The sequence below is a fragment of the Curvibacter sp. Hmag1.1 genome, assembly GCF_059769165.1.
In genome coordinates, this window is record NZ_JBMBGX010000002.1 from 2,980,006 (window position 1) to 3,003,683 (window position 23,678).

The 23,678-nt window shown below is 61.1% G+C and carries 15 protein-coding genes and 1 pseudogene; 8 read left to right on the forward strand and 8 right to left on the reverse strand.

What is annotated here, in order from left to right; genetic code table 11:
- The first annotated feature begins 29 nt into the window (after positions 1-29).
- Entirely contained in the window at positions 30-944 is a 915-nt protein-coding gene (locus tag ACOAP0_RS14820; protein ID WP_498377020.1) for a LysR family transcriptional regulator, read from the forward strand.
- Here the strand turns inward: ACOAP0_RS14820 and nadB are convergent.
- The 6 genes and pseudogenes from nadB to ACOAP0_RS14850 form a co-directional block, all read right to left on the reverse strand.
- Positions 934-2,547: an L-aspartate oxidase gene (nadB, locus tag ACOAP0_RS14825; RefSeq protein WP_498377021.1), complete on the reverse strand. Its 1,614-nt coding sequence runs from the start codon at positions 2,545-2,547 to the stop codon at positions 934-936. The two genes, ACOAP0_RS14820 and nadB, sit on opposite strands and share 11 nt — an antisense overlap.
- Before the next feature lie 36 nt (positions 2,548-2,583).
- On the reverse strand, positions 2,584-4,257 hold the full coding sequence (locus ACOAP0_RS14830) for a SulP family inorganic anion transporter (protein WP_498377022.1): 1,674 nt from the start codon (positions 4,255-4,257) through the stop codon (positions 2,584-2,586).
- A gap of 7 nt (positions 4,258-4,264) precedes the next feature.
- Entirely contained in the window at positions 4,265-5,011 is a 747-nt protein-coding gene (locus ACOAP0_RS14835) for a YoaK family protein (RefSeq protein ID WP_498377023.1), read from the reverse strand.
- 48 nt (positions 5,012-5,059) lie between these two features.
- A complete protein-coding gene (metG, locus tag ACOAP0_RS14840) occupies positions 5,060-7,228 on the reverse strand; it encodes a methionine--tRNA ligase (protein WP_498377024.1) in 2,169 nt (722 codons plus the stop codon).
- 376 nt (positions 7,229-7,604) lie between these two features.
- Positions 7,605-8,417: a crotonase/enoyl-CoA hydratase family protein gene (locus tag ACOAP0_RS14845; RefSeq protein WP_498377025.1), complete on the reverse strand. Its 813-nt coding sequence runs from the start codon at positions 8,415-8,417 to the stop codon at positions 7,605-7,607.
- 582 nt (positions 8,418-8,999) lie between these two features.
- Positions 9,000-11,018, reverse strand: a pseudogene (locus ACOAP0_RS14850) (oxidoreductase); the annotation flags it as partial.
- 138 nt (positions 11,019-11,156) lie between these two features.
- Between ACOAP0_RS14850 and ACOAP0_RS14855 the strand changes: the two are divergent.
- Positions 11,157-11,693: a PadR family transcriptional regulator gene (locus ACOAP0_RS14855; protein ID WP_498377026.1), complete on the forward strand. Its 537-nt coding sequence runs from the start codon at positions 11,157-11,159 to the stop codon at positions 11,691-11,693.
- Positions 11,694-11,729: 36 nt separating this feature from the next.
- On the opposite strand, the gene ACOAP0_RS14860 is transcribed toward ACOAP0_RS14855, so the two are convergent.
- Both ACOAP0_RS14860 and ACOAP0_RS14865 read right to left on the reverse strand, forming a co-directional pair.
- Positions 11,730-11,939, reverse strand: coding sequence for a hypothetical protein (locus tag ACOAP0_RS14860; RefSeq protein WP_498377027.1), 210 nt, complete (start codon positions 11,937-11,939; stop codon positions 11,730-11,732).
- Between the two features lie 70 nt (positions 11,940-12,009).
- Positions 12,010-13,296 carry a patatin-like phospholipase family protein gene (locus ACOAP0_RS14865; RefSeq protein WP_498377028.1) on the reverse strand — a complete coding sequence of 429 codons (1,287 nt, stop codon included), beginning with the start codon at positions 13,294-13,296 and terminating at the stop codon, positions 12,010-12,012.
- Positions 13,297-13,427: 131 nt separating this feature from the next.
- On the opposite strand from ACOAP0_RS14865, the gene apbC reads away from it, so the two are divergent.
- The 6 genes from apbC to fdhF all read left to right on the forward strand — a co-directional run bounded on the left by apbC (position 13,428) and on the right by fdhF (position 23,673).
- Positions 13,428-14,519 (forward strand): iron-sulfur cluster carrier protein ApbC, encoded by a 1,092-nt coding sequence (gene apbC / locus ACOAP0_RS14870; RefSeq protein WP_313869061.1) that lies wholly within the window; start codon positions 13,428-13,430, stop codon positions 14,517-14,519.
- A 16-nt stretch (positions 14,520-14,535) separates the two neighbouring features.
- Positions 14,536-15,483 carry a LysR family transcriptional regulator gene (locus ACOAP0_RS14875; protein WP_498377029.1) on the forward strand — a complete coding sequence of 316 codons (948 nt, stop codon included), beginning with the start codon at positions 14,536-14,538 and terminating at the stop codon, positions 15,481-15,483.
- Between the two features lie 112 nt (positions 15,484-15,595).
- Complete coding sequence (locus ACOAP0_RS14880; protein WP_498377030.1) at positions 15,596-17,137, forward strand: methyl-accepting chemotaxis protein; 1,542 nt, start codon at positions 15,596-15,598, stop codon at positions 17,135-17,137.
- A gap of 139 nt (positions 17,138-17,276) precedes the next feature.
- Positions 17,277-18,947 carry an OFA family MFS transporter gene (locus ACOAP0_RS14885; protein ID WP_087496657.1) on the forward strand — a complete coding sequence of 557 codons (1,671 nt, stop codon included), beginning with the start codon at positions 17,277-17,279 and terminating at the stop codon, positions 18,945-18,947.
- A gap of 27 nt (positions 18,948-18,974) precedes the next feature.
- The gene (locus ACOAP0_RS14890; protein ID WP_498377031.1) at positions 18,975-20,777 is read left to right on the forward strand and encodes an NAD(P)H-dependent oxidoreductase subunit E; all 1,803 of its coding nucleotides are present in this window, start codon (positions 18,975-18,977) and stop codon (positions 20,775-20,777) included.
- Position 20,778: 1 nt separating this feature from the next.
- Positions 20,779-23,673, forward strand: coding sequence for a formate dehydrogenase subunit alpha (fdhF, locus tag ACOAP0_RS14895; protein ID WP_498377032.1), 2,895 nt, complete (start codon positions 20,779-20,781; stop codon positions 23,671-23,673).
- The last annotated feature ends 5 nt before the right edge of the window (positions 23,674-23,678 follow it).

A 23,678-nucleotide genomic window follows, 5' to 3' on the forward strand; every position in this document is an offset into this window, starting at 1 on the left:
TGAATTGCAACTTTTGCTAGTATTGGTGCATGGCACGCATCAATTTCGACTTGCAGCAACTTCAGGCTTTTGTAGCCGTCGCGGAACGGGGCAGCTTTCGCGCTGCGGCGGACGAGATTCACCTGTCGTCTCCAGCGCTGAGCCGGCGCATCGAGAGGCTGGAGTCCATACTGGGCGCCAAACTGTTCAACCGCACCACCCGCGATGTGAAGTTGACGCCGCTGGGACGCACTTTTCTGGAGCGCGCCCGTGCTGCGCTGGACGATCTGGAAGCCGCCATGCTCGGCATCTCTGACATCGCCGGAAGCCGAATCGGGCGTGTGACTGTGGCCTGCGTGCCCTCAGCAGCGCTGCACTTTTTGCCCTCGGTGGTCAGTTCCTTCAGCGACAAGTTTCCGAAGATCCGTATCCGCTTGATGGATGAGGCCGCCGGCCAAGTGGTGGCCAGTGTGCTGGCTGGCGAGTGCGACTTCGGCATTGCGTTTATGGGCAACCAGGTGCCAGGGGTGGACTTCCTGCCGATCCATGATGACGAGTTTGTCCTGGCCATGCCCCGCGGACATGCCATGGCCAAGCGCCGCTCCGTGGCGTGGGCAGATTTGTCTGATGAAAAGTTGATTGCCGTTGCGCGCAGCAGCGGTAACCGCCAGCTGCTGGACGATGCCTTGGCCCGCGCTGGCTGTAACCCCTCTTACCGTTTTGAAGTCAGCCACATTGCCACGCTGTTGGGCATGGTGGAGGCGGGTCTGGGCATGGCAGCCGTGCCGCGACTGGCGCTACCCGCAAACCACCCTACCTTGGTGGGAGTGGCTTTACGGCAGCCTGCGGTGTCCCGGCAACTGGGTCTCACCACTTTGCATGGCGCCACCCTGAGTGCGCCCTCGCAGGTGTTTTACGAGCACCTGCGCGCGGCGCTCCAGGCCAAAAAGAAGCTCAAGGCTTAAGGGTTGTCGGCACAGCCACTTCCAGCATACCGGGGTAGTCGCGGCTGAAGTGCAGGCCGCGGCTCTCGTGGCGGGCTTGGGCGCTTTTCACAATCAGGTCGGCTACCTGCACCAGGTTGCGTAGCTCCAGCAGGTCGCGCGTGACGTGGAAGTGGGCATAGAACTCGGCAATCTCGCCTTGCAGCAATGCAATGCGGTGGGCAGCGCGCTCCAGCCGTTTGTTGGTGCGCACAATGCCCACGTAATCCCACATGAAGCGGCGCAGCTCGTCCCAGTTGTGGGAGATGACCACGCTTTCGTCCGCATCGGTCACGCGGCTGTCGTCCCAAGCCGGCAACTGACGCGGTGCCTCAGAGCTGCCATTGGCGAGTTCGCTTGCTATCAAAGCAGTAGCTGCCCGCGCAAACACCATGCACTCCACCAGCGAATTCGATGCCAAACGGTTGGCGCCGTGCAAGCCGGTGCAGGCGGTTTCGCCTACGGCATACAGGCCTTGCACATCGGTGCGGGCATCCAGGTCGGTGACCACGCCACCGCAGGTGTAGTGGGCAGCCGGCACCACGGGGATGGGCTGCTTGGCCATGTCGATGCCCAGCTCCAGGCAGCGGGCGTAGATGTTGGGGAAGTGCTCCTGGATGAAGCTCAGCGGTTGGTGCGAAATATCGAGGTAGACGCAGTCGAAGCCGCCTTTCTTCATCTCGAAGTCGATGGCGCGGGCCACCACGTCGCGCGGGGCCAGCTCGGCGCGCGGGTCATGCTTAGGCATAAAGCGTTCGCCGGTGGGCAGCAGCAGGCGGCCACCTTCGCCACGCACCGCTTCGGTGATCAAAAAGCTCTTGGCGTGCGGGTGGAACAAGCAGGTGGGGTGGAACTGGATGAATTCCATGTTCTGCACCTGGCAGCCCGCGCGCCAGGCGGCGGCAATGCCGTCGCCAGTGGCCGTGTCGGGGTTGGTGGTGTAGAGGTAGACCTTGCCCGCGCCGCCTGTCGCCAGGATGGTGTGGGGCGCCTGAAAGGTGAGCACTTCGTCGGTGTCGTCGTCCAGCGCGTACAGGCCCACGCAGCGGTTGGGGCCAGCTTGTCCTAGTTTATTAGTGGTGATCAGGTCCACCAGCGTGTGGTGCTCAAACAGCGTCACATTGGCGCTGGCTTTTACTTTCTCAATCAGGGTCTGCTGCACCGCGGCACCGGTGGCATCCGTCACGTGGACGATGCGTCGTGCGCTGTGGCCGCCTTCGCGGGTGAGGTGCAGTTGGCCGGCGTGGCCCGCTTCCTCCGAAAACGGCACGCCCAGCTTTTGCAGCCAGGCGATGGACTGGGGCGCGTTCTCCACCACGAACTGCGTGGCTTTGAGGTCACACAGGCCGGCACCGGCAATCAGCGTGTCGTCTACATGGGCGGCAAAACTGTCGTCCTTGTCCCACACGGCGGCAATGCCGCCTTGGGCCCAGCCGCTGCTGCCTTCGCGCACTGCACGTTTGGTGAGGATGGCCACGCGGTATTGCTGCGAGAGCAACAGCGCCGCACTCAGGCCGGCGAGGCCGCTTCCAACGATGAGCACATCAAAGTGCAGGGGTGCGCTTGTTTTTGTTGTGGATGTCATGCAATAGGGTCGGGAAAAATCAGGGTGTGGCGGGTATCAGGCCGCTTGCGCATCATGCACCGCGAGCTCCAGCGCTTGCGCCAAAGTAGGGCTGAGGTTGGCCGGGCCCAGGGCCTCGGTAACGCCGCAGCGCAGCAGGATGTCTTGTGGCTGGAAGGCCAGCCCGCATGCAATCAGGCGCACACCCCGCTTGTGGCAGGTGTGCACCAAGTCCAGCACAGTGTCCGCGCCGGATGAGTCTATGTAGAGCACGTTTTTGAAGTCCAGCACCAGAACCCGGGTGGGCAGGTGGTCTTCAAGGTTTTCAATCAGCTTGACCGCGCCGAAGAAGATGGCGCCATGCAATCGATGGGCTGCGACATCGCGTTCAAGGCCCACCAGCGGCGGGTAGTCCTGCGCGCTGAGTTGCTCGCAACGCGAGAGGCTGGAAATGCGGTAGATGAAGGTGAGGCAGGCCGCCACCAGGCCTACTTCTACGGCGACTGTCAGGTCAAACACCACCGTCAGGAAAAACACGGCCAGCAGGGTCGCGCGGTAAGGCAGGCGGTATTGCCGCAGGTGCACAAACTCACGCCATTCGCCCATGTTCCAGGCTACAAACATGAGGATGGCGGCCATGGCAGCGAGCGGTATGTTTTTGGCCAAGGGCGCTGCCACGAGCACCACCAGCAGCAGGGTGAGGGCGTGAACCATGCCAGCCACCGGGCTGCTGGCACCACTCTTGATGTTGGTGACCGTGCGAGCAATGGTGCCAGTGGCCGGCATGCCCCCGAAGAAGGGAGTGACCAGGTTGGCAATGCCCTGGGCCATCAGCTCCTGGTTGGGGTCGTGCCGGTCGCCGATCATGCCGTCGGCCACCCGGGCACAGAGCAGGGATTCAATGGCGCCCAGCATGGCCAGTGTGGTGGCAGGGATGAACAGAAAGCGCACGGTCTCCCAGCTGAAGTCGGGCAGGGCAAAGCCGGGTAATGCTGAGGGTACGCCGCCGAAGCGGCTGCCGATGGTTTCCACGGGTAAGCCCGCCAGACCCACTGCCAGTGTGGCTCCGATCAGTGCGACTACTGCGCCAGGCACCAGCGCCAACTTGGCTGCCCACGCATTGGCTTTAGCCAAGCGGGTGAGACCGAACTGCCATGCCACGATGACCGCCAGACTTGCCAAAGCCAGCGCAGTCGCCTGCAGGTTGATAGTGGAGAGCGAAGCACCCAGCGTGTGCAGGATGCCGAAGAAGCTACCCGGCATGGGTCCGGTGTTCAGACCCAGAAAGTCTTTGACCTGCGAGAGCGCAATCAGCACTGCAATGCCATTGGTGAAGCCGATGACCACCGCAATCGGGATAAAGCGCACCAGCGTGCCCAACCGGAAAAAGCCGAAGGCGAACAGCATCACGCCGGACATGGCGGTTGCAATGACGAGATTGGCATAGCCATAGCGCTCGACGATGCCGTACACGATGACGATGAATGCCCCCGCCGGCCCACCGATTTGCACCCGGCTGCCGCCCAGCGCAGAGATCAAAAAGCCGGCAATGATGGCAGTGAACAAACCTGCCTCGGGCTTGAGTCCGCTGGCGATGGCAAAGGCCATGGCCAAGGGCAGCGCTACTACACCCACGGTAAGGCCGGCGCCTATGTCCCCTGCCAGGCGCTGCCGGTTGTAGCCTTGGAGAGCATCCATCAAGCGTGGGTGGAAAAAGCGGTTTGCAGCCATGGCGGGGTCAGGCGGCAGGGTAAGCGGAAGGGTGCAGGTCCTTCCACAAGGGTTTGATCACGAGCGCCAGCAGTGCCAAGGCCAAGGGCAAGGTGGCGATGTAGCCCACATGCTTGAAGCCCAGTGCCCCGGCCAGCGCCCCCAGTGCAAAGGCGCCAATCAGCTTACCCTGCAGGCGCAGCTTGTCGCGGTTGGCTCGCACGGGGTGTTCAGAAGGAGCGGGGTTGATGTAGAGCAGCTTGCCCAGCTCAATGCCCATATCGGTGACCAAACCGGTAATGTGGGTGGTGCGAATCTCTGCGCGCGAGATCTTGGTGATCACCGCGTTCTGCAGACCCATGATGAAGCAGAGCAGCACCACCGTGAGCGGCACAAACAGGTGGGCTGCGACGGCTATGGCACCACCAAACAAGCCAAATACCAATAACAAAGCTGCCTCCAGCAACAGCGGCAGCCCATAAGCGCTGTGCAAGTGGTGGCGCATGCCCCAGTTCACCAGCAGGGCAGTGCACATGGCACCGGTCACAAAGGCCAGCAGCATGGCCACGCCGACCAGTGCGGTGCCGGTGTGGCCCAGCACCAAAGCGTCCGCCATGCCCGACACCACGCCGGTCATGTGGGAGGTGTACTGGTTGACCGCCAGAAAACCACCTGCATTGGCAGCCCCTGCCACGGCGGCGAGGGTCACGCCCAGGCGCGTGTTGGCTTGCGGCGTGCGCTGCACATCGGTCCAACCACGGATCAGGGGGATCATGCTGTGGGACCGGTGTGTGCTGTGCCTGATGGATAAAGCGACTGTGCTTTAGTGGATGCGCATGCCGGGCTGTGCGCCGGGCCAGGGGTTGAGGATGTAGATGCCGGGGTTGGCGCCCTCATCTGCATGGCTGGCCGCCATGACCATGCCTTCGGACATGCCGAACTTCATCTTGCGCGGCGCCAGGTTGGCCACCAGCACCGTGAGCTGGCCCACCAGCTCTTCGGGCTTGTACATGCTGGCGATGCCGCTGAATACATTGCGCGTGGTGGGCTGGCCCTCGGCGTTCTTTTCACCCACATCGAGGGTCAGGCGGAGCAGCTTGGTGGAGCCTTCGACGGCTTCGCAGTTCACGATCTTTGCAATGCGCAGGTCGATCTTGGCGAAGTCGTCAATGCTGATGGTGGGCGCCAAGGCCTCGCCGCCAGGAGCGTTGGGGTCAGCCGGCACAGCCGCAGGAACGGACTTTGCTACCTTTTTAGGAGCTGCTTGCGCAGGTTCTGCGGGCGCCAGAGGCTCTTTTGGCTCAAAAAGTGCGTCCAGCTGCTCGGGGGTGACGCGTTGCATCAGGTGTTGGTAGGGCTGGATGGCTTGTACATCGCCGGCCACATTCCACTGCTGCATGTCCACGCCGAGAAAGCCTTGCACGGCTTGCGCCAAGCCGGGCAGCACGGGCGAGAGATAGCGGGTGAGTGTCGCGAAGGTGTTTATGAGCACCGAGCACACTTGGTGCAGCGCCTGGTTGTTGGCCACGTCCTTGGCCAAGTCCCATGGCTTGTTCTGGTCCACATAGGCATTCACCTTGTCGGCCAGCAGCATGATCTCGCGGGTGGCTTTGCCGTATTCGCGCGCTTCGTACATCTGGGCGAGTGCATCGCTGGCGCCACGCACTTCGGCCAGCAGGGCTGCGCCGGTGGGGCCGAAGTCGCTGGTGAGCTTGCCGTCAAAGCGCTTGGTGATAAACCCGGCCGCACGGCTCGCAATGTTCACGTACTTGCCAATCAGGTCGCTGTTCACCCGCGCCATGAAGTCGTCTGCATTGAAGTCGATGTCTTCATTGCGAGCGGACAGCTTGGCAGCCAGGTAGTAGCGCAACCACTCGGCGTTCATGCCCAGGCTCAGGTACTTGAGCGGGTCCAGGCCGGTGCCGCGGCTCTTGCTCATCTTCTCGCCGTTATTCACGGTCAGGAAGCCGTGCACGAACACGTTGTTCGGCGTCTTGCGGCCGCTGAATTTCAGCATCGCGGGCCAGAAAAGCGTATGGAAAGTGACGATGTCTTTGCCTATGAAGTGGTACTGCTCGGTATCACTTGCCGCCATGTATTCGTCAAAGCTGCGGGTATCGCCATGCTTGGCTTTGGGGCCGCCTTTGTCGAACCAGTTTTTCAGGGAAGCCAGATAGCCCACAGGCGCATCCAGCCACACATAGAAGTATTTGCCCGGCGCATCAGGAATCTCGATACCGAAGTAAGGTGCGTCGCGGCTGATGTCCCAGTCGCCCAAGCCTTCGCTCTGGGTGCCGTCCGGGTTGGTGCGTACGGAGAACCACTCTTTGATCTTGTTGGCCACTTCGGGTTGAAGCTTGCCATCTTGCGTCCAGTTCTCCAGAAACTCCACGCAGCGTGGATCGGAGAGCTTGAAGAAGTAGTGCTCGGAGTTCTTGAGCTCAGGCTTTGCGCCGGACAAAGCAGAGTAAGGATTGATCAGGTCCGTTGGCGCATAGACCGAGCCGCAGACTTCGCAGTTGTCGCCGTACTGGTCCTTGGCGTGGCACTTGGGGCACTCGCCTTTGATATAGCGGTCAGGCAGGAACATGTTCTTCTCGGGGTCGAAGAACTGCTCAATAGTGCGCACTTCAATCAGGCTGCCATCAGCGCGGTCGCGCAGGTCACGGTAAATCTGGCGGGCCAACTCGGTGTTCTCAGGCGAATGGGTGCTGTGCCAGTTGTCAAAGCTGATGTGAAAGCCATCCAGGTACTGCTTGCGCCCAGCGGCAATGTTGGCAACGAACTGCTCTGGCGTCACACCCGCTTTTTCAGCCGCAATCATGATGGGCGCGCCGTGGGTGTCGTCCGCACCTACGAAGTTCACCGCGTTGCCCTGCATGCGCTGGAACCGCACCCAGATGTCGGCCTGGATGTATTCCATGATGTGACCGATATGGAAGTTGCCGTTGGCGTAGGGAAGGGCGGTGGTAACGAAGAGTTGGCGAGGCATGGGGAGTCGACTTTCACAGAGGAACCTATGATTTTAGTCGGCCCCGCTTATGGTCAGCATTTGGGTGGGATCAGGCGGGCTGGGCGTTTTGCTCTGTAGGTGCCGGAGCGGGGCGGCTGCCTGTTTTGCTCCGTGTCCCCCGCGCTGCGCGCTCCTCCTTGACCTGCGCAAAACAGGCAGCCGCCCCACTCCTTAAGTGCTGTGACTTGCAAATATACATAGTTCACCTCGCCTCGCCTTACTTCGCAGCAGGTTGGGGGTGCGTGCCGCAGCGAGGTCAAGGAGGAGCCCGCTGGAGCGGGCGGGGGACACGAGCGGAGGTACGTACCCCCAGCCTGCTGTGAGTCCAGCAAAGACTAAGCGCTAGAAAGGAAGCTCAGTCCTTGAACACCGGCGCCCGCTTCTGCATGTTCGCCGTCATCGCCTCGGTCAGGTCCTTGCTCATCAGCATGGCGGCGTTCCAAGTGGCGATGTAGTTCAAGCTGTCGGCTACGCTATGGTCGCGGGCGTAGGTGATCATTTCTTTGGTGCCGCGGATGGACAGTGGGGACTTGGCCGCAATCGTGGCTGCAATCTCCTGCACCCCGGCGTAGAGCGCCTCGCGGCTTTCAAACACGCGGTTCACCAGGCCGATGCCCTTGGCCTCGGTGGCGTCCATCTTGCGGCCGGTGTAAGCCAGCTCGCGGGTGATGCCATCGCCCACCAGCTTGGGCAGGCGCTGCAGGGTGCCCACATCGGCAGTCATGCCGATGTCGATCTCTTTGATGGTGAAGAACGCATCGGCGCTGGCGTAGCGCATGTCGGCGCAGGTCACCAGGTCGATGCCACCCCCGATGCAGCCGCCATGGATGGCCGCTAGCACCGGCTTGCGGCAGCGTTCCAGGCTGGTCAGCGTGTCCTGCATGTCCAGAATCATGCGGCGCAGGCTCTCGCGCATGCGGCCGTCGCACTCGTTGGCAATCTGCGGGCCTATGCCCATCATCATCTGCAGGTCGATACCCGCGCAAAACAACTTGCCCTCGCCTTGCAACACCGCCACACGCGCCTCGGGCGTGCGGTCCACCCACTCAAAGGCCTGGCGGATTTCTTGCCACATGGTGGCGTTCATGGCGTTGGCTTTGTCGGGGCGGTTCAGGCGGATGGTGGCGATGTGCGCGTCCAGCGTGACCTTCAGGGTTTCAAACTCCATATGTGTCTCCTTTTTTGTGCCAAATAGGCTGCTGGCACCCATGGAATGTGCGCGAGCAGCTATTATTTTTATAGTATTGATGAATCCAGACCTTCAGGTCTTGGCTGGATTCATCATGGCCATATAGGGCGCCAGGCGCTTGCCCATCTCGTCGCCTAGCGCTTGCAGGCCGCTCATGGGGCGGACCATCACCTCAAAGTCGGTGATCTTGCCCTCTGCGTCGAACTGCACCATGTCGATGCCCTTGAGTTCTTTGCCATTGACTTTGGCGCTGAACTCCAGCACCAGGCTCAGGCCGTCGGCGCTGGCCAGTTCGCGGTGATATTTGAAGTCTTCAAACACCTGCACCACGTTGGTCAAGATCACTTGCACCGCCTGCGCGCTGGGGTAGGGCGTGTGCGCCATGGGCGAGCGGAATACGGCCTTGCGGTGCAGGATGGTGGGCAGCTCGGCGAGGTTGTTCTCGGCAATCATTTGGTGCCACAGCTTGAGGCTGGCAGCCACCGGTGCCGGCAGGGTCTGCGCTAGCGAGGGTGCAGCGCCTGCTTCTGCCGCTTTGGCGGGCACCGCACCGAAGGCCAAGGCCAGTTCGGTGCCTTGCTTGATGGCGCGCTTGGCGTCCAGCTCGGCAGCTACATCGGCGCCGCCAATCAGGTGCACGTTCACGCCTGCGGCTTGCAGGTCAGCCTGCAGCGCGCGCTGTGGGTCTTGCCCCGCACAGACCACTACGTTGTCTACCGGCAGCACCATGTCCTTGTCGCCCACGGTGATGTGCAGGCCGGCGTCGTCCACCTTGCGGTAGGTCACGCCGTTGATCATTTCCACCTCGCGGTTCTTGAGCGAGGTGCGGTGGATCCAACCTGTAGTCTTGCCCAGGCCGTCGCCCACTTTGCTGGTCTTGCGCTGCAGCAGGTAGACCTTGCGCGGTGTCTTCTCGATGTGCGCGGGCTTCAAGCCACCAGCGCTGGCATATGCAGTGTCCACGCCCCACTCAGCGAAGAATTTGGCTTGGTCCAGGCTGGGGCTGGTGCCTTCGTGCAGCAGGAACTCGGCGGTATCGAAGCCGATGCCGCCTGCGCCAATCAGTGCCACAGTTTTGCCGACGGGCTTTTTGTCGCGCAGCACGTCCAGGTAGCCCAGCACTTTGGGGTGAGTAATGCCTTCAATCTCAGGCATGCGTGGTGTTACGCCGGTGGCCAGCACCACGTGCTTGAAGCCGGCGGCTGTCAGGTCTTGTGCGCTGACTTTTTGATTCAGCTGCAGCTTCACGCCGGTCAGCTCAATCTGCTTGCCGAAGTAACGCAGGGTTTCGTAGAACTCTTCTTTGCCGGGCACTTGCTTGGCCACGTTGAACTGGCCACCGATTTCGCTGGCTGCATCAAACAGCGTCACCTCAAAGCCGCGCTTGGCCGCTTCGGTCGAAAAGGCCAAGCCGGCCGGACCTGCGCCCACCACGGCAATGCGCTCTTTGCTGGGGGCGGGGCTGTCCACCATTAGGGTCTCGTGGCAGGCGCGCGGGTTCACCAGGCAGCTGGTGATTTTGCCGCCAAAGGTGTGGTCCAGGCAGGCCTGGTTGCAGCCGATGCAGGTGTTGATCTGGTCAGCCTTGCCCTCGGCGGCCTTTTGCACAAACAGTGGGTCCGCCAGGAAGGGGCGGGCCATGCTCACCATATCGGCCTGGCCGCTGGACAACACTTGCTCAGCCACTTCGGGCGTGTTGATGCGGTTGGTGGCAATCAGCGGAATCTTCACCTTGCCCTTAAGCTGCTCGGTGACCCAGGCAAACGCGGCGCGTGGCACTTTGGTGGCGATGGTGGGGATGCGTGCCTCGTGCCAGCCGATGCCGGTGTTCAGAATGGTCACGCCAGCGGCTTCCAGCGCTTGCGCGAGTTGCACCACTTCTTCTTTGTTGGAGCCGCCTTCCACCAAGTCGAGCATGGAGAGGCGGAAGATGATGATGAAGTTAGTGCCTACCCGTTCACGCGTCTTGCGGACGATCTCCAGCGGGAAGCGGATGCGGTTCTCATAGCTGCCGCCCCATTCGTCGTCGCGCTGGTTGGTTTGTTTGGCAATGAACTCGTTGATCAGGTAGCCCTCAGAGCCCATGATCTCCACGCCGTCGTAGCCCGCGCTTTGGGCCAGGGCCGCTGCGTTGGCGTAGTCCTCGATGGTCTGGCTCACTTCTTCTGTAGTCAGCGCATGCGGGCGGAAGGGGCTGATCGGCGCTTTGAGGGCGCTGGGTGCCACCAGCTCAGGGTGGTGGGCGTAGCGGCCAAAGTGCAGGATCTGCATGCAAATCTTGCCGCCCGCGGCGTGCACGGCGTCGGTCACCACCTTGTGCTTGTCGGCTTCCTTTTGCGTGGTCATGGCGGCACCGCCGGGCATGGGGCGGGCGCGGTCGTTCGGCGCAATACCGCCTGTCACGATCAGGCCTACACCGCCCTTGGCGCGCTCGGCGTAAAAGGCGGCCATGCGGTTGAAGCCGTCCTTGGCTTCTTCCAGGCCCACGTGCATCGAGCCCATGAGCACCCGGTTTTTGAGGGTGGTAAAGCCCAGGTCCAGAGGGGCGAGCATGTGGGGGTAGGTGAGCGTAGCAGTCATGGGTGTCTCCTGTTATGTGTTCGGGTGGCCGGCCGTTACCAAGGCACGTGTGGCTATGCAACCAGTTGCAGTGTAGAAGTCTAGCCAGATTTATGCAACTGGTTGCATAGTTAGAGTGCTGCCCTTAGACTCGCCCGCATGTCGCTTGCCCATGCCGTGCTCACTTCGTTGATTGAAAAACCGTCCTCAGGGTACGAGCTGGCGCGGCGGTTTGACAAGTCCATTGGTTACTTCTGGCACGCCACGCACCAGCAGATTTACCGCGAACTGGCCCGCATGGAAGAGAAGGGCTGGATCGTCTCTGATAGCGCGCCCGACGCCGGTGCCACCCGCAAGCGGGAGTACAAGGTGCTGCCGGACGGCCGGGCAGAACTGGTGCGCTGGACAAGCGAACCTGCTGCGCCCATGGATTTGCGGGATGAGTTCACCGTCAAGATCCGCGCGGATGCCGCTTTGAATGAAGTGGACTTGAGTGATGAACTCCGCGCCCGGATTGCCCAGCACACGGAGCGCTTGGCGCATTACCGCGCCATCGAAGCCCGGGACTTTGCGCGGGGTAAAGCGATGCCACGTGCCAAGCGGCTCCAGCACCTGATTCTTAAAAAAGGCATCATGTTTGAAGAGGGCAGCATCGCCTGGGCACAAGAGGCGTTGGCGGTTTTGGAATCCTCATAAACCCGGAGCCGGGGTCGCAGTGAGTGTCTGTGGACCTCAGTCCGGGATTTCTACCCCCAGATCCGCCAGCTTCTTGGCGAATGTGGCTTTGCGCTTTTCTGCCTTGGCGGCAGTCTCAATGGCTGCTTTGATAGCCGCAGGGCCCTTTTTTGCTACGGCCTGAATCAAGCCCTGCTTGTGAGCAGCATCAGCTGCGGCCCTGCGGTAGGTGGCTATCAGTTCGGGGTAGGTGGCTGATGGGTTCACGGGGTGTTTCGGCGTCAAAACGACTATTTTCTATGCCTTTTGCGTCCGGACGCAGCTTGGGAACTAAGGCTCAGCGCAAGCGAAGCGGGTCTATGCGGCGTTCCACGAACCCCGTGTCGCCAGGTACAGGGTCACCGTTGGCAGGGTCGTTCCAGCCGAAAAACTTGCAGACCTCGGCGCGCTGCTTCTGGGCGTCCGCATAGCCCAGCGCCATCAGCTCCGTGGTGTAGCCGCTCTCAAACAGCAGGTAGCTGGCGAGTGCTGCGCCTTTGACGTCGGCTTTGGCGGACGACACGCCTACGCCGCCCAGCATGGTGCGCACCGCATGAGGCAAATCCTTCACATGGCGGGATGCGACTGCATCCAAGCGCTGGCTGGGTGCTATCACCAGCAGTTCCACCGGGCGCAATGTGCTGCCTTTGCGTGCTTCCTCCGGCACCAGTTTGATGGTCTGGTTAATCCGCTGCACCCGCTCTACGTCCACTGCCAGAGCGTCCAAAAAGATGTTGGACAACGCATGCCCTGCAATTTGGGCAATGCTGGGGTAGCTGCTGGTGGTGTGCAGGTGGGCTTCTTCTTTGGGCTCATGCATGCGCCCGGCGCCTATCACCAGTATGCGTTCTGCTCCTAAATGAATAGCGGGTGCCACTGGGGCACTCTGGCGCATGGAGCCGTCTCCGAAATACTCCTCCCGGCCGTTGATGTGCAATTGCGTGGCCGGAAACACAAACGGGATCGCACTCGACGCCAGCAGGTGTGCGTGGGTGATACGGTCGCGCACGGCGTATCGCTGGGTCCGCACCCAAGGCATCAGTCTTTTGTCGCCCTCATAAAAGGTGACGTGGTCCCCGGTGCTGTAACTGGATGCAGTCACCGCAAGTGCCTGCAGGTGGCCTTGTCTCAACAGCAGTGGCAAACGCTCCAGCGGGACGAGCTGTTGGAGCAGTTGGCCCAGCGGCGCGTTGTCCAGCAAGGACCGGGGCTTGATGCGCCGCCACTTCGCCAACACCCAGCCCAGCGAGAGCAGGGTGATCCAGGTGGCTCCGGAGCGCAACATGCTCAGATGGTCCGCACGGTACACATCATGGGCGTGGAAGTTCTGCCATGTATGGGCAATCTTGCGGACGGTCCCGTCGAAATCGTCTGCCCCGCAAGCCAGCGCGGAGGCGTTGATGGCGCCCGCAGATGTGCCGGCAATGATGGGAAAGGGGTTGGGTTGCCAGCCGGCACCGCAGGCCAGGCGCAAATCGGCAATCGCCTCGAGGACCCCCACCTGATAGGCGGCACGTGCACCCCCTCCGGTCAGCAGCAGGCCGGTCATGGGGACAGCGGGCGTGGCAGCACTCATAGTGTCCATTATGAAAAGCCCGGTGCGCTTGTAAATAGAAAAGTGTGCGGGGTTAACCCTCGATATTCGGACTACAGATTGCACCTCGGGCTGTCGCGGGTTTGGTCCCTTGGATAGACTCGCCGGATTCAGGAGTTTTTATGGCGTTTACCGAACAAGACATCACCCAGGCCTTGCAGAGCCTGATCGACCCGAACACCGGCGCCACCTTTTCCAGCGCCAAAGCATTCAAAAACATCAAGCTTCAAGGCACTGACGTGCACCTGGACTTGGAGCTGGGCTACCCCGCCAAAAGCCAATGGCCAGCGCTGGTGGAACTGGTAAGCCAGGCAGCACGCACGGTAGCTGGCGTGGGTACCGTGACCGTTACGCCCAAGCTCAACATCGTGCCCCATGCGGTGCAGCGTGGCGTGCAGTTGCTGCCCGGTGTGAAAAACATTGTGGCTGTGGCATCCGGCAAGGGCGGCGTGGGCAAGAGCACGACTGCGGCCAACCTGGCATTGGCGCTGGCGGCCGAGGGTGCGCGCGTCGGTTTGCTCGATGCAGACATTTATGGCCCCAGCCAGCCCATGATGATGGGCATTGAAGGCCGGCCCGACACGGCGGATGGCAAAACCATGGAGCCCATGGAGAACCACGGAGTGCAGGTCATGTCCATCGGCTTTCTGGTGGATGGCGACCAGGCCATGATCTGGCGCGGCCCCATGGCGACCCAAGCCTTGGAGCAACTGCTGCGTCAGACTAACTGGAAAGATTTGGACTACCTCGTCGTGGACATGCCCCCCGGCACCGGCGATATCCAGCTCACCCTGAGCCAGCGGGTGCCCTTGACCGGTGCCGTGGTGGTGACCACTCCGCAAGATATTGCCCTCCTGGACGCCAAAAAGGGCATCAAGATGTTTGAGAAGGTTGGCGTGCCGATTCTTGGCATTGTGGAAAACATGGCGGTGCATGTGTGCAGCAACTGCGGCCATGTGGAACACATCTTCGGTGCTGATGGTGGCAAGAAAATGGCTGCCGGGTATGGCATGGACTACCTGGGCGCCTTGCCGTTGGCATTGCACATCCGTGAGCAGGCAGATAGTGGCCGCCCGACGGTAATTGCAGATCCGGAAAGCGAAGTGGCAGGTCTTTACAAGGGCATCGCCCGCCAGGTCGCTGTGAAGATTGCGGCGCAGTCCAAAGACTTCTCCAGCAAGTTCCCCACCATCACCATCAGCAAAAACAGCTGACCGGACTGGACGCGGCATGAACCTGCTCTCCTCCCTGCGGTACCTGGTGGCGCTCGATGAGCACCGCCACTTTGCCCGGGCGGCGCAGGCCTGCCACATTACCCAGCCGGCGCTCTCCAATGCGCTGCGGGCATTGGAAGAAGAGTTCGAGGTGGTCATCGTGCGTCGTGGGCGCACTTTTGTGGGCTTTACCCCCGAAGGCGAGCAGGTGCTGGAATCCGCGCGGCGCATGCTGCATGAGCACAAGGTGTTGGCGCAGTCATTGCGCAGCACAGCGAACCAGCCTACCGGGCGCCTGATCGTCGGGGCGGTTCCTACCGCGGTACCGGTTGCGGCCCGGTTCGCGGCCATGTTGCAGGCCAAGTACCCTGAGGTCATGCCGGTCGTGTTGTCCTTGAGTTCGACCGAACTGGAAAAGCGGCTGGAGAGTTTGTCCATCGACTTGGCACTGGGCTACACCGAGCGCATGGACCAACGCGAGGTACAGCTCACCGCGTATCCCCAATACAACGAACACTACTTCCTGTTACGAAAAGCTGGGCGCGTGCACGCTGTTGAATTGCAGATCGGCGAACCCATCCGGTGGAAGGATGCGGCAGAGCTGCCTCTGTGCCTGCTGACGCCGGAAATGCACAACCGCACGATCGTCGACGCTTCCTTTGCGGCCGCGGGTTGCAAGCCGCGCGCCATTATTGAGACCAACTCCATCCTGACGATGGCGCTGAGCGTTGTGGCGGGGCAGGTGTGCAGCGTGATGCCCGGCGCTCTTGTGTCGGCTGTACGCGGTTATCGCGAGCTGGAAGCCTTGCCACTTGTCACGCCGCAGGTGCTCACCCCCATCAGCTTCATGGCGCATGCGGCGGTGCGTCCGTCGCGGGCCATGGAGGCAGCTATCTCCCTCGCACAGGATGGCGCTTGGCTGCGCCATGCTGCGACGCACACGGGACTCTTAACCTCGCTTTAATTTGATTTAGATCAGTGAAATTGGTGTACAAACCCAAAATTCCTTAAGTCGGGAATTTTGTAGGGGCTTCCTACCATGTGCAAAGCCCCTACAGTTTTGGAGAACAACACCGATGCTCTTTTTCACCGGGCTACAGCGACGTGTAGACAACGGCGCGCGCAAATTGGCCGCAGGATTGAACGGTGCCTTCACACTGGACATGGCCCAGCGCGTGAATGTGCAAGGCCGTAACGTCGGTACCTTGCGCAATGGCTCCCGGGTTTTGAATCTGGATTTCGCACTGCCCGATAGCTTTACCGGACAGACAGGCATGGTAGCCACCGTGTTTGCACGGGACGGCGACGATTTCATCCGTGTGACCACGTCGGTTCGTAAACTGGACGGCGAACGCGCCGTGGGCACCCCGCTGGACCGCTCACAGTCTGCCTACACCGATGTCATGCAGGGGCGCGCCCATGTCGGCTACGCCATCATTTTCGGCAAGCAATACATCACCCATTACGAGCCAATCCGTGACAACAGCGGTCAGGTGATCGGCGTTTTGTTCGTGGGGCTGGACATCACTGCCTCACCGGGCATGAGTCTTTCGGCTTCGATGGCGTGGCGTATTTCCGCCGTCTATGGCTTTGGCGAGGTGATCTTTCTTGCCTTGAGTGGCAAGTTCGACAGTGTGGCGGAAGTAGGCATGGGCCTGTTCATGATCGCTTTGTTGTGGGTCACTACCTACGCCCTGATGAACCGCTACGTGGCGGCACCCTTGAAGGCCGGACGCAGTGCGTCGCAGCGCATGGCCTCTGGTGACCTGACGCGCCAGATTCATGTGGGCAGCAGTGATGACATCGGGCAGGTGCTGATGGCCATCAACAGTATCAATGTCGGCTTGACCACCTTGATCGGCAAGGTGCGCAGTGCATCTGAAGTGGTGTCCATGGGCACCAACGAAATCGCTGACGGCAATGTGGACCTGGCCAACCGCACCGAGAAACAGGCAGGCGAAGTGAACTCCGCAGCGTCAGCGGTGCACGAGCTCACGACTACGGTGGCCCAAACCGCAGAGCAGGCGGCGCAAGTCAATAAGTTGGTCAGCTCGGTGTCGTCGGTGGCCAGTGGCGGAGGCGCCGTGGTGCAAGACGTGGTGAGCACCATGGGGCAGATATCGGCCAGTGCCAACAAGATCAACGACATCATTGCCCTGATTGAGGGCATTGCTTTCCAGACCAACATCCTCGCCCTGAACGCTGCGGTAGAGGCCGCGCGTGCAGGAGAACAAGGACGCGGTTTCGCAGTAGTGGCATCGGAAGTTCGCAGCCTTGCACAACGCTCCTCCACTGCAGCGCACGAAATCAAAGACCTGATCAGTGCGTCTGTCAGCAGTGTCGCGGCCGGCAGCGTGCTGGTCGAAAAAACGCGCCAGTCCATGGAGCAGATTACCGGCTCCATCGCCGAGGTGGTGCACTACATCGATGGCATTGCCCACGCCAGCCAGGAGCAGCGGGCCGGCATTGAGAACGTGAACCGCAGCGTGTCAGAGATCGACCAGATGACGCAGCAGAACGCTGCGCTCGTGGAAGAGGCCGCCGCTGCGGCCATGCGCATGCGTGATCAGGCACACACGCTGATCGAAGCGGTGAATACCTTCAAGACCCAACCCTGAATGCGGCACTGCAGCATTTAGTTTTTGAATCAATGCATGTGATGAATCCATTGGACTCATCCTGCTTGACCTGTGACACTTCGCCCGCCCCGTTGGACAGCGGTGAGCCAGTGTTTATATAAATCCTTAAGGAGACAATATGTCTGGACTACTCGACAAGGAACGGATCATTGCCGGTCCCGGTTTTAACCGTTGGCTGGTACCGCCCGCCGCCCTCGCTATTCACCTGTGCATCGGCATGGCGTATGGCTTTTCCGTGTTCTGGCTGCCTTTGTCCAAAGCTTTGGGCATCAAGGAAGCCATCAAGTGCGGACCTGACGTAGGTTTCTGGGGGCAGCTGTTCACTACCAGCTGCGACTGGCAGATTTCTACGCTGGGTTGGATGTACACCCTGTTCTTCGTGTTGTTGGGCTCCAGCGCTGCCACTTGGGGTGGCTGGTTGGAACGTGCCGGTCCGCGCAAGGCCGGTGTGGTGTCGGCGGTGTGCTGGTGCGGTGGCATGTTGATCTCTGCAATCGGCATCAAGACCCACCAGTTCTGGCTGATGATTCTGGGCTCCGGCGTGATCGGTGGTATCGGTCTGGGCTTGGGCTACATCTCTCCGGTGTCGACCCTGATCAAGTGGTTCCCTGACCGTCGTGGCATGGCTACCGGCATGGCCATCATGGGCTTCGGTGGTGGTGCCATGATCGGCTCCCCCTTGGCTGCTGACCTTATGAAGTACTTCGCGACTCCCACCGACGTGGGCGTGATGCAGACCTTCGTGGTGATGGCGCTGATCTACTTCGTGTTCATGATGGCCGGCGCATTCGGCTATCGCGTTCCTGAAACCGGCTGGAAGCCTGCAGGCTGGACTCCTCCTCCTGCCCAAACCAGCAATGCCATGATCACCCAGAAGCACGTGCACGTGAAGAAGGTGTGGGGCATTCCCCAGTTCTGGCTCATCTGGATGGTGTTGTGCATGAACGTGAGCGCCGGTATCGGTGTGATCGGTATGGCATCTCCCATGTTGCAGGAAGTATTCGGCGGTACCCTGATCGGTGTGCAAGCCAAATTCAGCGAGCTCGATGCACTCGTCAAGTCCACAGACGCCGCACAAGTGGATGTTGCCAAGAAGCAAATGGCTGCCATCGCAGCAGTGGCTGCCGGCTTCACTGCTTTGTTGAGTTTGTTCAACATCGGTGGCCGCTTCTTCTGGGCCAGCCTGTCCGACAAGATGGGCCGAAAGGTGACTTACATCGTGTTCTTCGTTCTGGGTGGGCTGATGTACTTCAGCGTGCCAGGCAGCGCGGCGGCGGGCAGCATCGTGCTCTTTGTGGGTGCGTTCTGTGTGATTTTGAGTATGTACGGCGGAGGCTTTGCCACTGTGCCGGCTTACCTGGCTGACATCTTCGGTACCCAGATGGTGGGCGCGATCCACGGTCGCTTGCTGACCGCATGGGCTACTGCCGGTGTGTTGGGCCCTGTGGTGGTGAACTACATGCGCGAATACCAGCTGGGCCTGGGCTTGCCACGTGAGCAGGTCTACAACCAGACCATGTACATCCTGGTGGGCATGCTGGTAGTGGGCTTGATCTGCAACCTGCTTGTGAAACCGCTCGACAACAAGTGGTTCATGACCGATGCCGAACTGGCCGAAGAGAAGAAGCTGGCGCACGAGCGTGCTGCAGCCTCTGAAGTGGGCTCCAGCACCGGCGGCGCAGACACCATCCCGACATGGGTAGTCGCATTCGCTTGGTTGGCCGTGGGCCTGCCTTTGGCATGGGGCGTGTACCGCACCCTGCAGAGCGTCGCCAAGTTCTTCGCTTAATTTTTCAAGAATATCAACAGGAACGCCATGACAGCATCCAGCCTTGCTCCGCAGACCACCACAGTGGCACTGGCCACGGTGGAAGACATGCGGGAACGCATTCGTCGCAAAAGCAAACTCAAAGGTCGTCAGGCCGATGACGCTTCTGTGGCGGAGGTCCGGGCGTTGATTGGCGCAGCGCCTCACCGGCGTGACCTGTTGATTGAACACCTGCACAAGCTCAACGACGCCTACCGTTGCCTGCACGACAGGCATCTGGTGGCCCTGGCCAAGGAGATGAACATTCCCATGGCTGAGGTGTACGAGGTCGCCACCTTCTACCACCACTTTGAAGTGGTGCGGGGTGACGAGACCGTGCCGCAGTTGACTGTGCGGGTGTGCGATGGTTTGAGTTGTGAGATGGCCGGCGCCAAGGATCTGCTTGCGCGCCTGCCCTCCCTATTGGGAAATGAAGATGTTCGCGTGATTCCCGCGCCGTGTATCGGCCGTTGCGAACAGGCGCCTGCCGCAGTCGTGCATCAGCACCCTGTGCCCCGGGCGACCGTGGAGTCCATTGCGCAGCTGGTGAAAGACGCCAAAGGCGGCCACCCCTCTGCGACACAAGCTACGGAATTTATAGCGTCCGCCTATGCGGAACGCGCCGTGTCCCCGGAACCCCATGCGGTGGAAGTAGCCCCCGGCTACACCGGATACGACACCTACAAGGCCAAGGGAGGCTACGCGCTGGCCGCCGCCCTGAGCCAAGGCACACAGGATGCCGAATCCGTCATCAAGGCCATGGAAGATTCCGGCCTGCGTGGTCTGGGTGGCGCCGGTTTTCCGGCCGGGCGCAAGTGGCGCATCGTTCGCGATCAGCCTGCCCCCCGCCTGATGGCCGTGAACATTGACGAAGGTGAGCCCGGCACGTTTAAAGACCGTACCTACCTCGAGCGCGATCCGCACCGCTTCCTGGAAGGCCTGTTGGTGGCGGCCCAAGTGGTCGGCACGACCGCCTGCTACATCTACCTGCGGGACGAGTACCACGGCTGCCGTGCCATTCTGGAAACCGAGATCGCCAAGCTGCAGGCCAACCCGCCTTGCCCCTTGCCCGTCATTGAACTGCGTCGTGGCGCGGGTGCCTACATTTGCGGCGAAGAGTCCGCCATGATCGAAAGCATCGAGGGCAAGCGCGGCGAGCCCCGCATGCGCCCGCCTTATATCGCCCAGGTGGGCCTGTTCGGTCGCCCCACTCTGGAGCACAACTTCGAGACCCTTTATTGGGTGCGAGACATTGTGGAAAAGGGCGCCTCCTGGTTCAGCAGTTTCGGCCGCAACGGTCGCAAGGGCCTGCGCTCATTCAGCGTCAGCGGTCGCGTCAAGTTCCCCGGCGTGAAGCTGGCGCCTGCCGGTATTTCGGTGGCTGAGCTGGTGGACGAATACTGCGGCGGCATGCTCGACGGGCACAACCTGTATGCCTATCTGCCGGGCGGCGCGTCCGGTGGTATTTTTCCGGCCAGCTTGTCGCATGTGCCGCTTGACTTTGACACCTTGCAGCCGCATGGCGGCTTCATCGGATCGGCTGCGGTCATCGTACTGAGTCAACACGACAAGGCGCGCGATGCCGCTTTGAACATGATGCGTTTTTATGCCCACGAGAGTTGTGGTCAATGCACGCCCTGCCGCGTAGGCACGGCCAAGGCCGCTACGCTGATGGAATCGCCCGTGTGGGACCACACCACACTGGAAGACTTGAACGTGGTGATGACTGATGCTTCCATCTGCGGTCTTGGCCAGGCGGCCCCGAACCCGGTGCGTTGCGTTCAAAAATATTTTGCCCACGAGGTGTCCTGACATGAATGCCATTGCCAAGCCTGCGGAAGTCATGCCGCAAACCGTTGAATTCAAGCTGGACCAGCAAACCGTCGTTGCCTTCGAGGGCGAAAGCATTCTCAAGGCCGCCAAGCGCCATGGCATAGACATTCCCCACCTTTGCTACAAGGATGGCCTGCGCGCCGACGGCAACTGCCGCGCCTGCGTGGTGGAGATCAAGGGCGAGCGCACGCTGGCCCCCAGCTGCTGCCGCAGTGCCACCGCAGGTATGGAAGTGCAGGCCAAGAGTGAGCGCGCTGTCAAAAGCCAGAAGATGGTGCTGGAAATGCTGCTCTCCGACATGCCGGATGAGGGCTACAAGTGGAATGATTCGGCGGCTGCCACCCCTGATGCATCGCAACAGCACGGCGAGCTGAGCGGCTGGGCTGCGCGCATGGATGTGTCTGTGCGCCCCGAACTCAAAGCCTTGCGACGCGAGCAACCCAAGGCGGATGTGTCTCACCCCGCCATGGCCGTCAATCTGGACGCCTGTATCCAGTGCAACCGCTGTGTGCGCGCCTGCCGCGAGAGCCAAGTGAATGACGTGATCGGCTACGCCAATCGCGGCGCCCATGCAGAGATCGTGTTCGACCTGAACGACCCCATGGCTGACAGCACCTGCGTGGCCTGTGGTGAATGCGTGCAGGCTTGCCCGACCGGCGCGTTGATGCCCAAGTCGCACATCGGCACCCAAGTGGTCGACAAAAAAGTCGACTCGGTATGCCCGTTCTGTGGCGTGGGCTGCTTGTTGACTTACAACGTGAAAGACGACGTCATCGTGAGTGTGGAAGGGCGCGATGGCCCGGCCAACCACAACCGCTTGTGCGTGAAGGGCCGCTTCGGCTTCGACTACGCGCACAGCCCCCAGCGCTTGACTGTGCCTCTGATTCGCCGGCCTGGCGTCTCCAAAGATCCCGAGATGCTCAACAAGCTGAATCGCGATTCTTCCGACTGGTCTGAGGTGTTCCGTGAAGCGACTTGGGAAGAAGCTCTTGCCTTGTCGACCGGCAAGTTGCGCGGCCTGCGCGACACCTACGGTAACAAGGCGTTGGCTGGTTTCGGTTCTGCCAAGGGCAGCAACGAAGAGGCTTATTTGTTCCAGAAGCTGGTGCGCACCGGCTTTGGCAGCAACAACGTCGACCATTGCACTCGCCTGTGCCACGCCTCCAGCGTGGCGGCGCTGCTCGAAGGCGTGGGCTCCGGCGCGGTGAGTAACCAGGTTAATGACGTGGAGCACTCGGACCTGATCTTTGTGATCGGCTCCAACCCCACGGCCAACCATCCGGTGGCTGCGACCTGGATGAAAAACGCGTCCAAGAAGGGCGCCAAGATTGTGTTGGCAGACCCGCGCATCACCGACATCGGCAAGCACGCCTGGCGCACTCTGCAGTTCAAGCCCGATACCGACGTGGCCATGCTCAATGCATTGATCCATGTGGTGATTGAAGAAGGCTTGGCAGACCAAGACTTCATTGCCAAGCGCTCAAGCAACTACGAAGCACTTCGAGAGAACGTCAAGGGCTACAGCCCCGAAGCCATGGAGCCCATTTGCGGCGTGCCTGCGCAAACCCTGCGCGAAGTGGCCCGTGAATTTGCCAAGGCCAAGGGCACCATGATTCTGTGGGGCATGGGCGTAAGCCAGCACGTGCACGGGACCGATAACGCACGCTGCCTGATCGCGCTGGTCACCGTGACCGGCCAGATCGGCAAGCCCGGCTCCGGTTTGCACCCGCTGCGCGGCCAGAACAACGTGCAGGGCGCATCCGATGCGGGCCTGATCCCCATGATGTTCCCGAACTACCAGCGCGTCACCAACAAGGCAGCCCACGCCTGGTTTGAGGACTTCTGGAATACCAAGCTCGACGACCAGCCCGGCTACACCGTGGTGGAAATCATGCACAAGGCCTTGGCCGATGACAGCGACCCGCACAAGGTGCGCGGCATGTACATCATGGGTGAGAACCCCGCCATGAGCGATCCTGACCTGAACCATGCACGCCACGCGCTCGCGTCTCTGGAGCACATGGTGGTGCAGGACATTTTCATGACCGAAACCGCTTGGCTGGCCGACGTGGTTTTGCCTGCGACCGCCTGGCCTGAAAAAGACGGCACCGTCAGCAACACCGACCGTATGGTGCAACTGGGCAAAAAGGCGGTGAACCCGCCCGGCCAGGCCAAGCCTGACCTGTGGATCCTGCAGCAGATTGCCAAGGGCATGGGCCTGAATTGGAACTACGCCGGCGAAAGCGATGGCGTGGCTGCCGTGTACGAAGAAATGCGCCAGGCCATGCATGCCGCCATCTCCGGCATCACCTGGGAACGCCTGCAGCGCGAATCCAGCGTGACTTACCCTTGCTTGACCGCGGAAGACCCCGGCGCGCCTACCGTGTTCATCGAGAAATTCGCCACCGATGACGGCCGCGTGCACCTGGTGCCTGCGGACATCATTCCGGCCAATGAGCGTCCGGATGCGGAGTACCCGTTTGTGCTGATCACCGGCCGTCAGTTGGAACACTGGCACACCGGCAGCATGACGCGCCGCGCCACGGTGCTCGACGCTATCGAGCCCATGGCCACCGCCTCCATGTGCGGGGACGACATGCAAGCCATGTCTTTGCAAGCGGGTGATGTCATTACCATCGCTTCGCGCCGTGGCAACGTGGCCATCCACGTGCGGCGTGACGACGGTACACCCCGTGGTGCAGTGTTCGTGCCCTTCGCCTATTACGAAGCCGCGGCCAACCTGATGACCAATGCTGCGCTGGACCCCTTCGGCAAAATTCCGGAGTTCAAGTACTGCGCAGTGGCCATCCGCCGCGGTGGCAAGCCAGCTGCAGTCAGCGGCTACGGGACCAACCCTGCACCAGCGGCTGCGTAATCCCA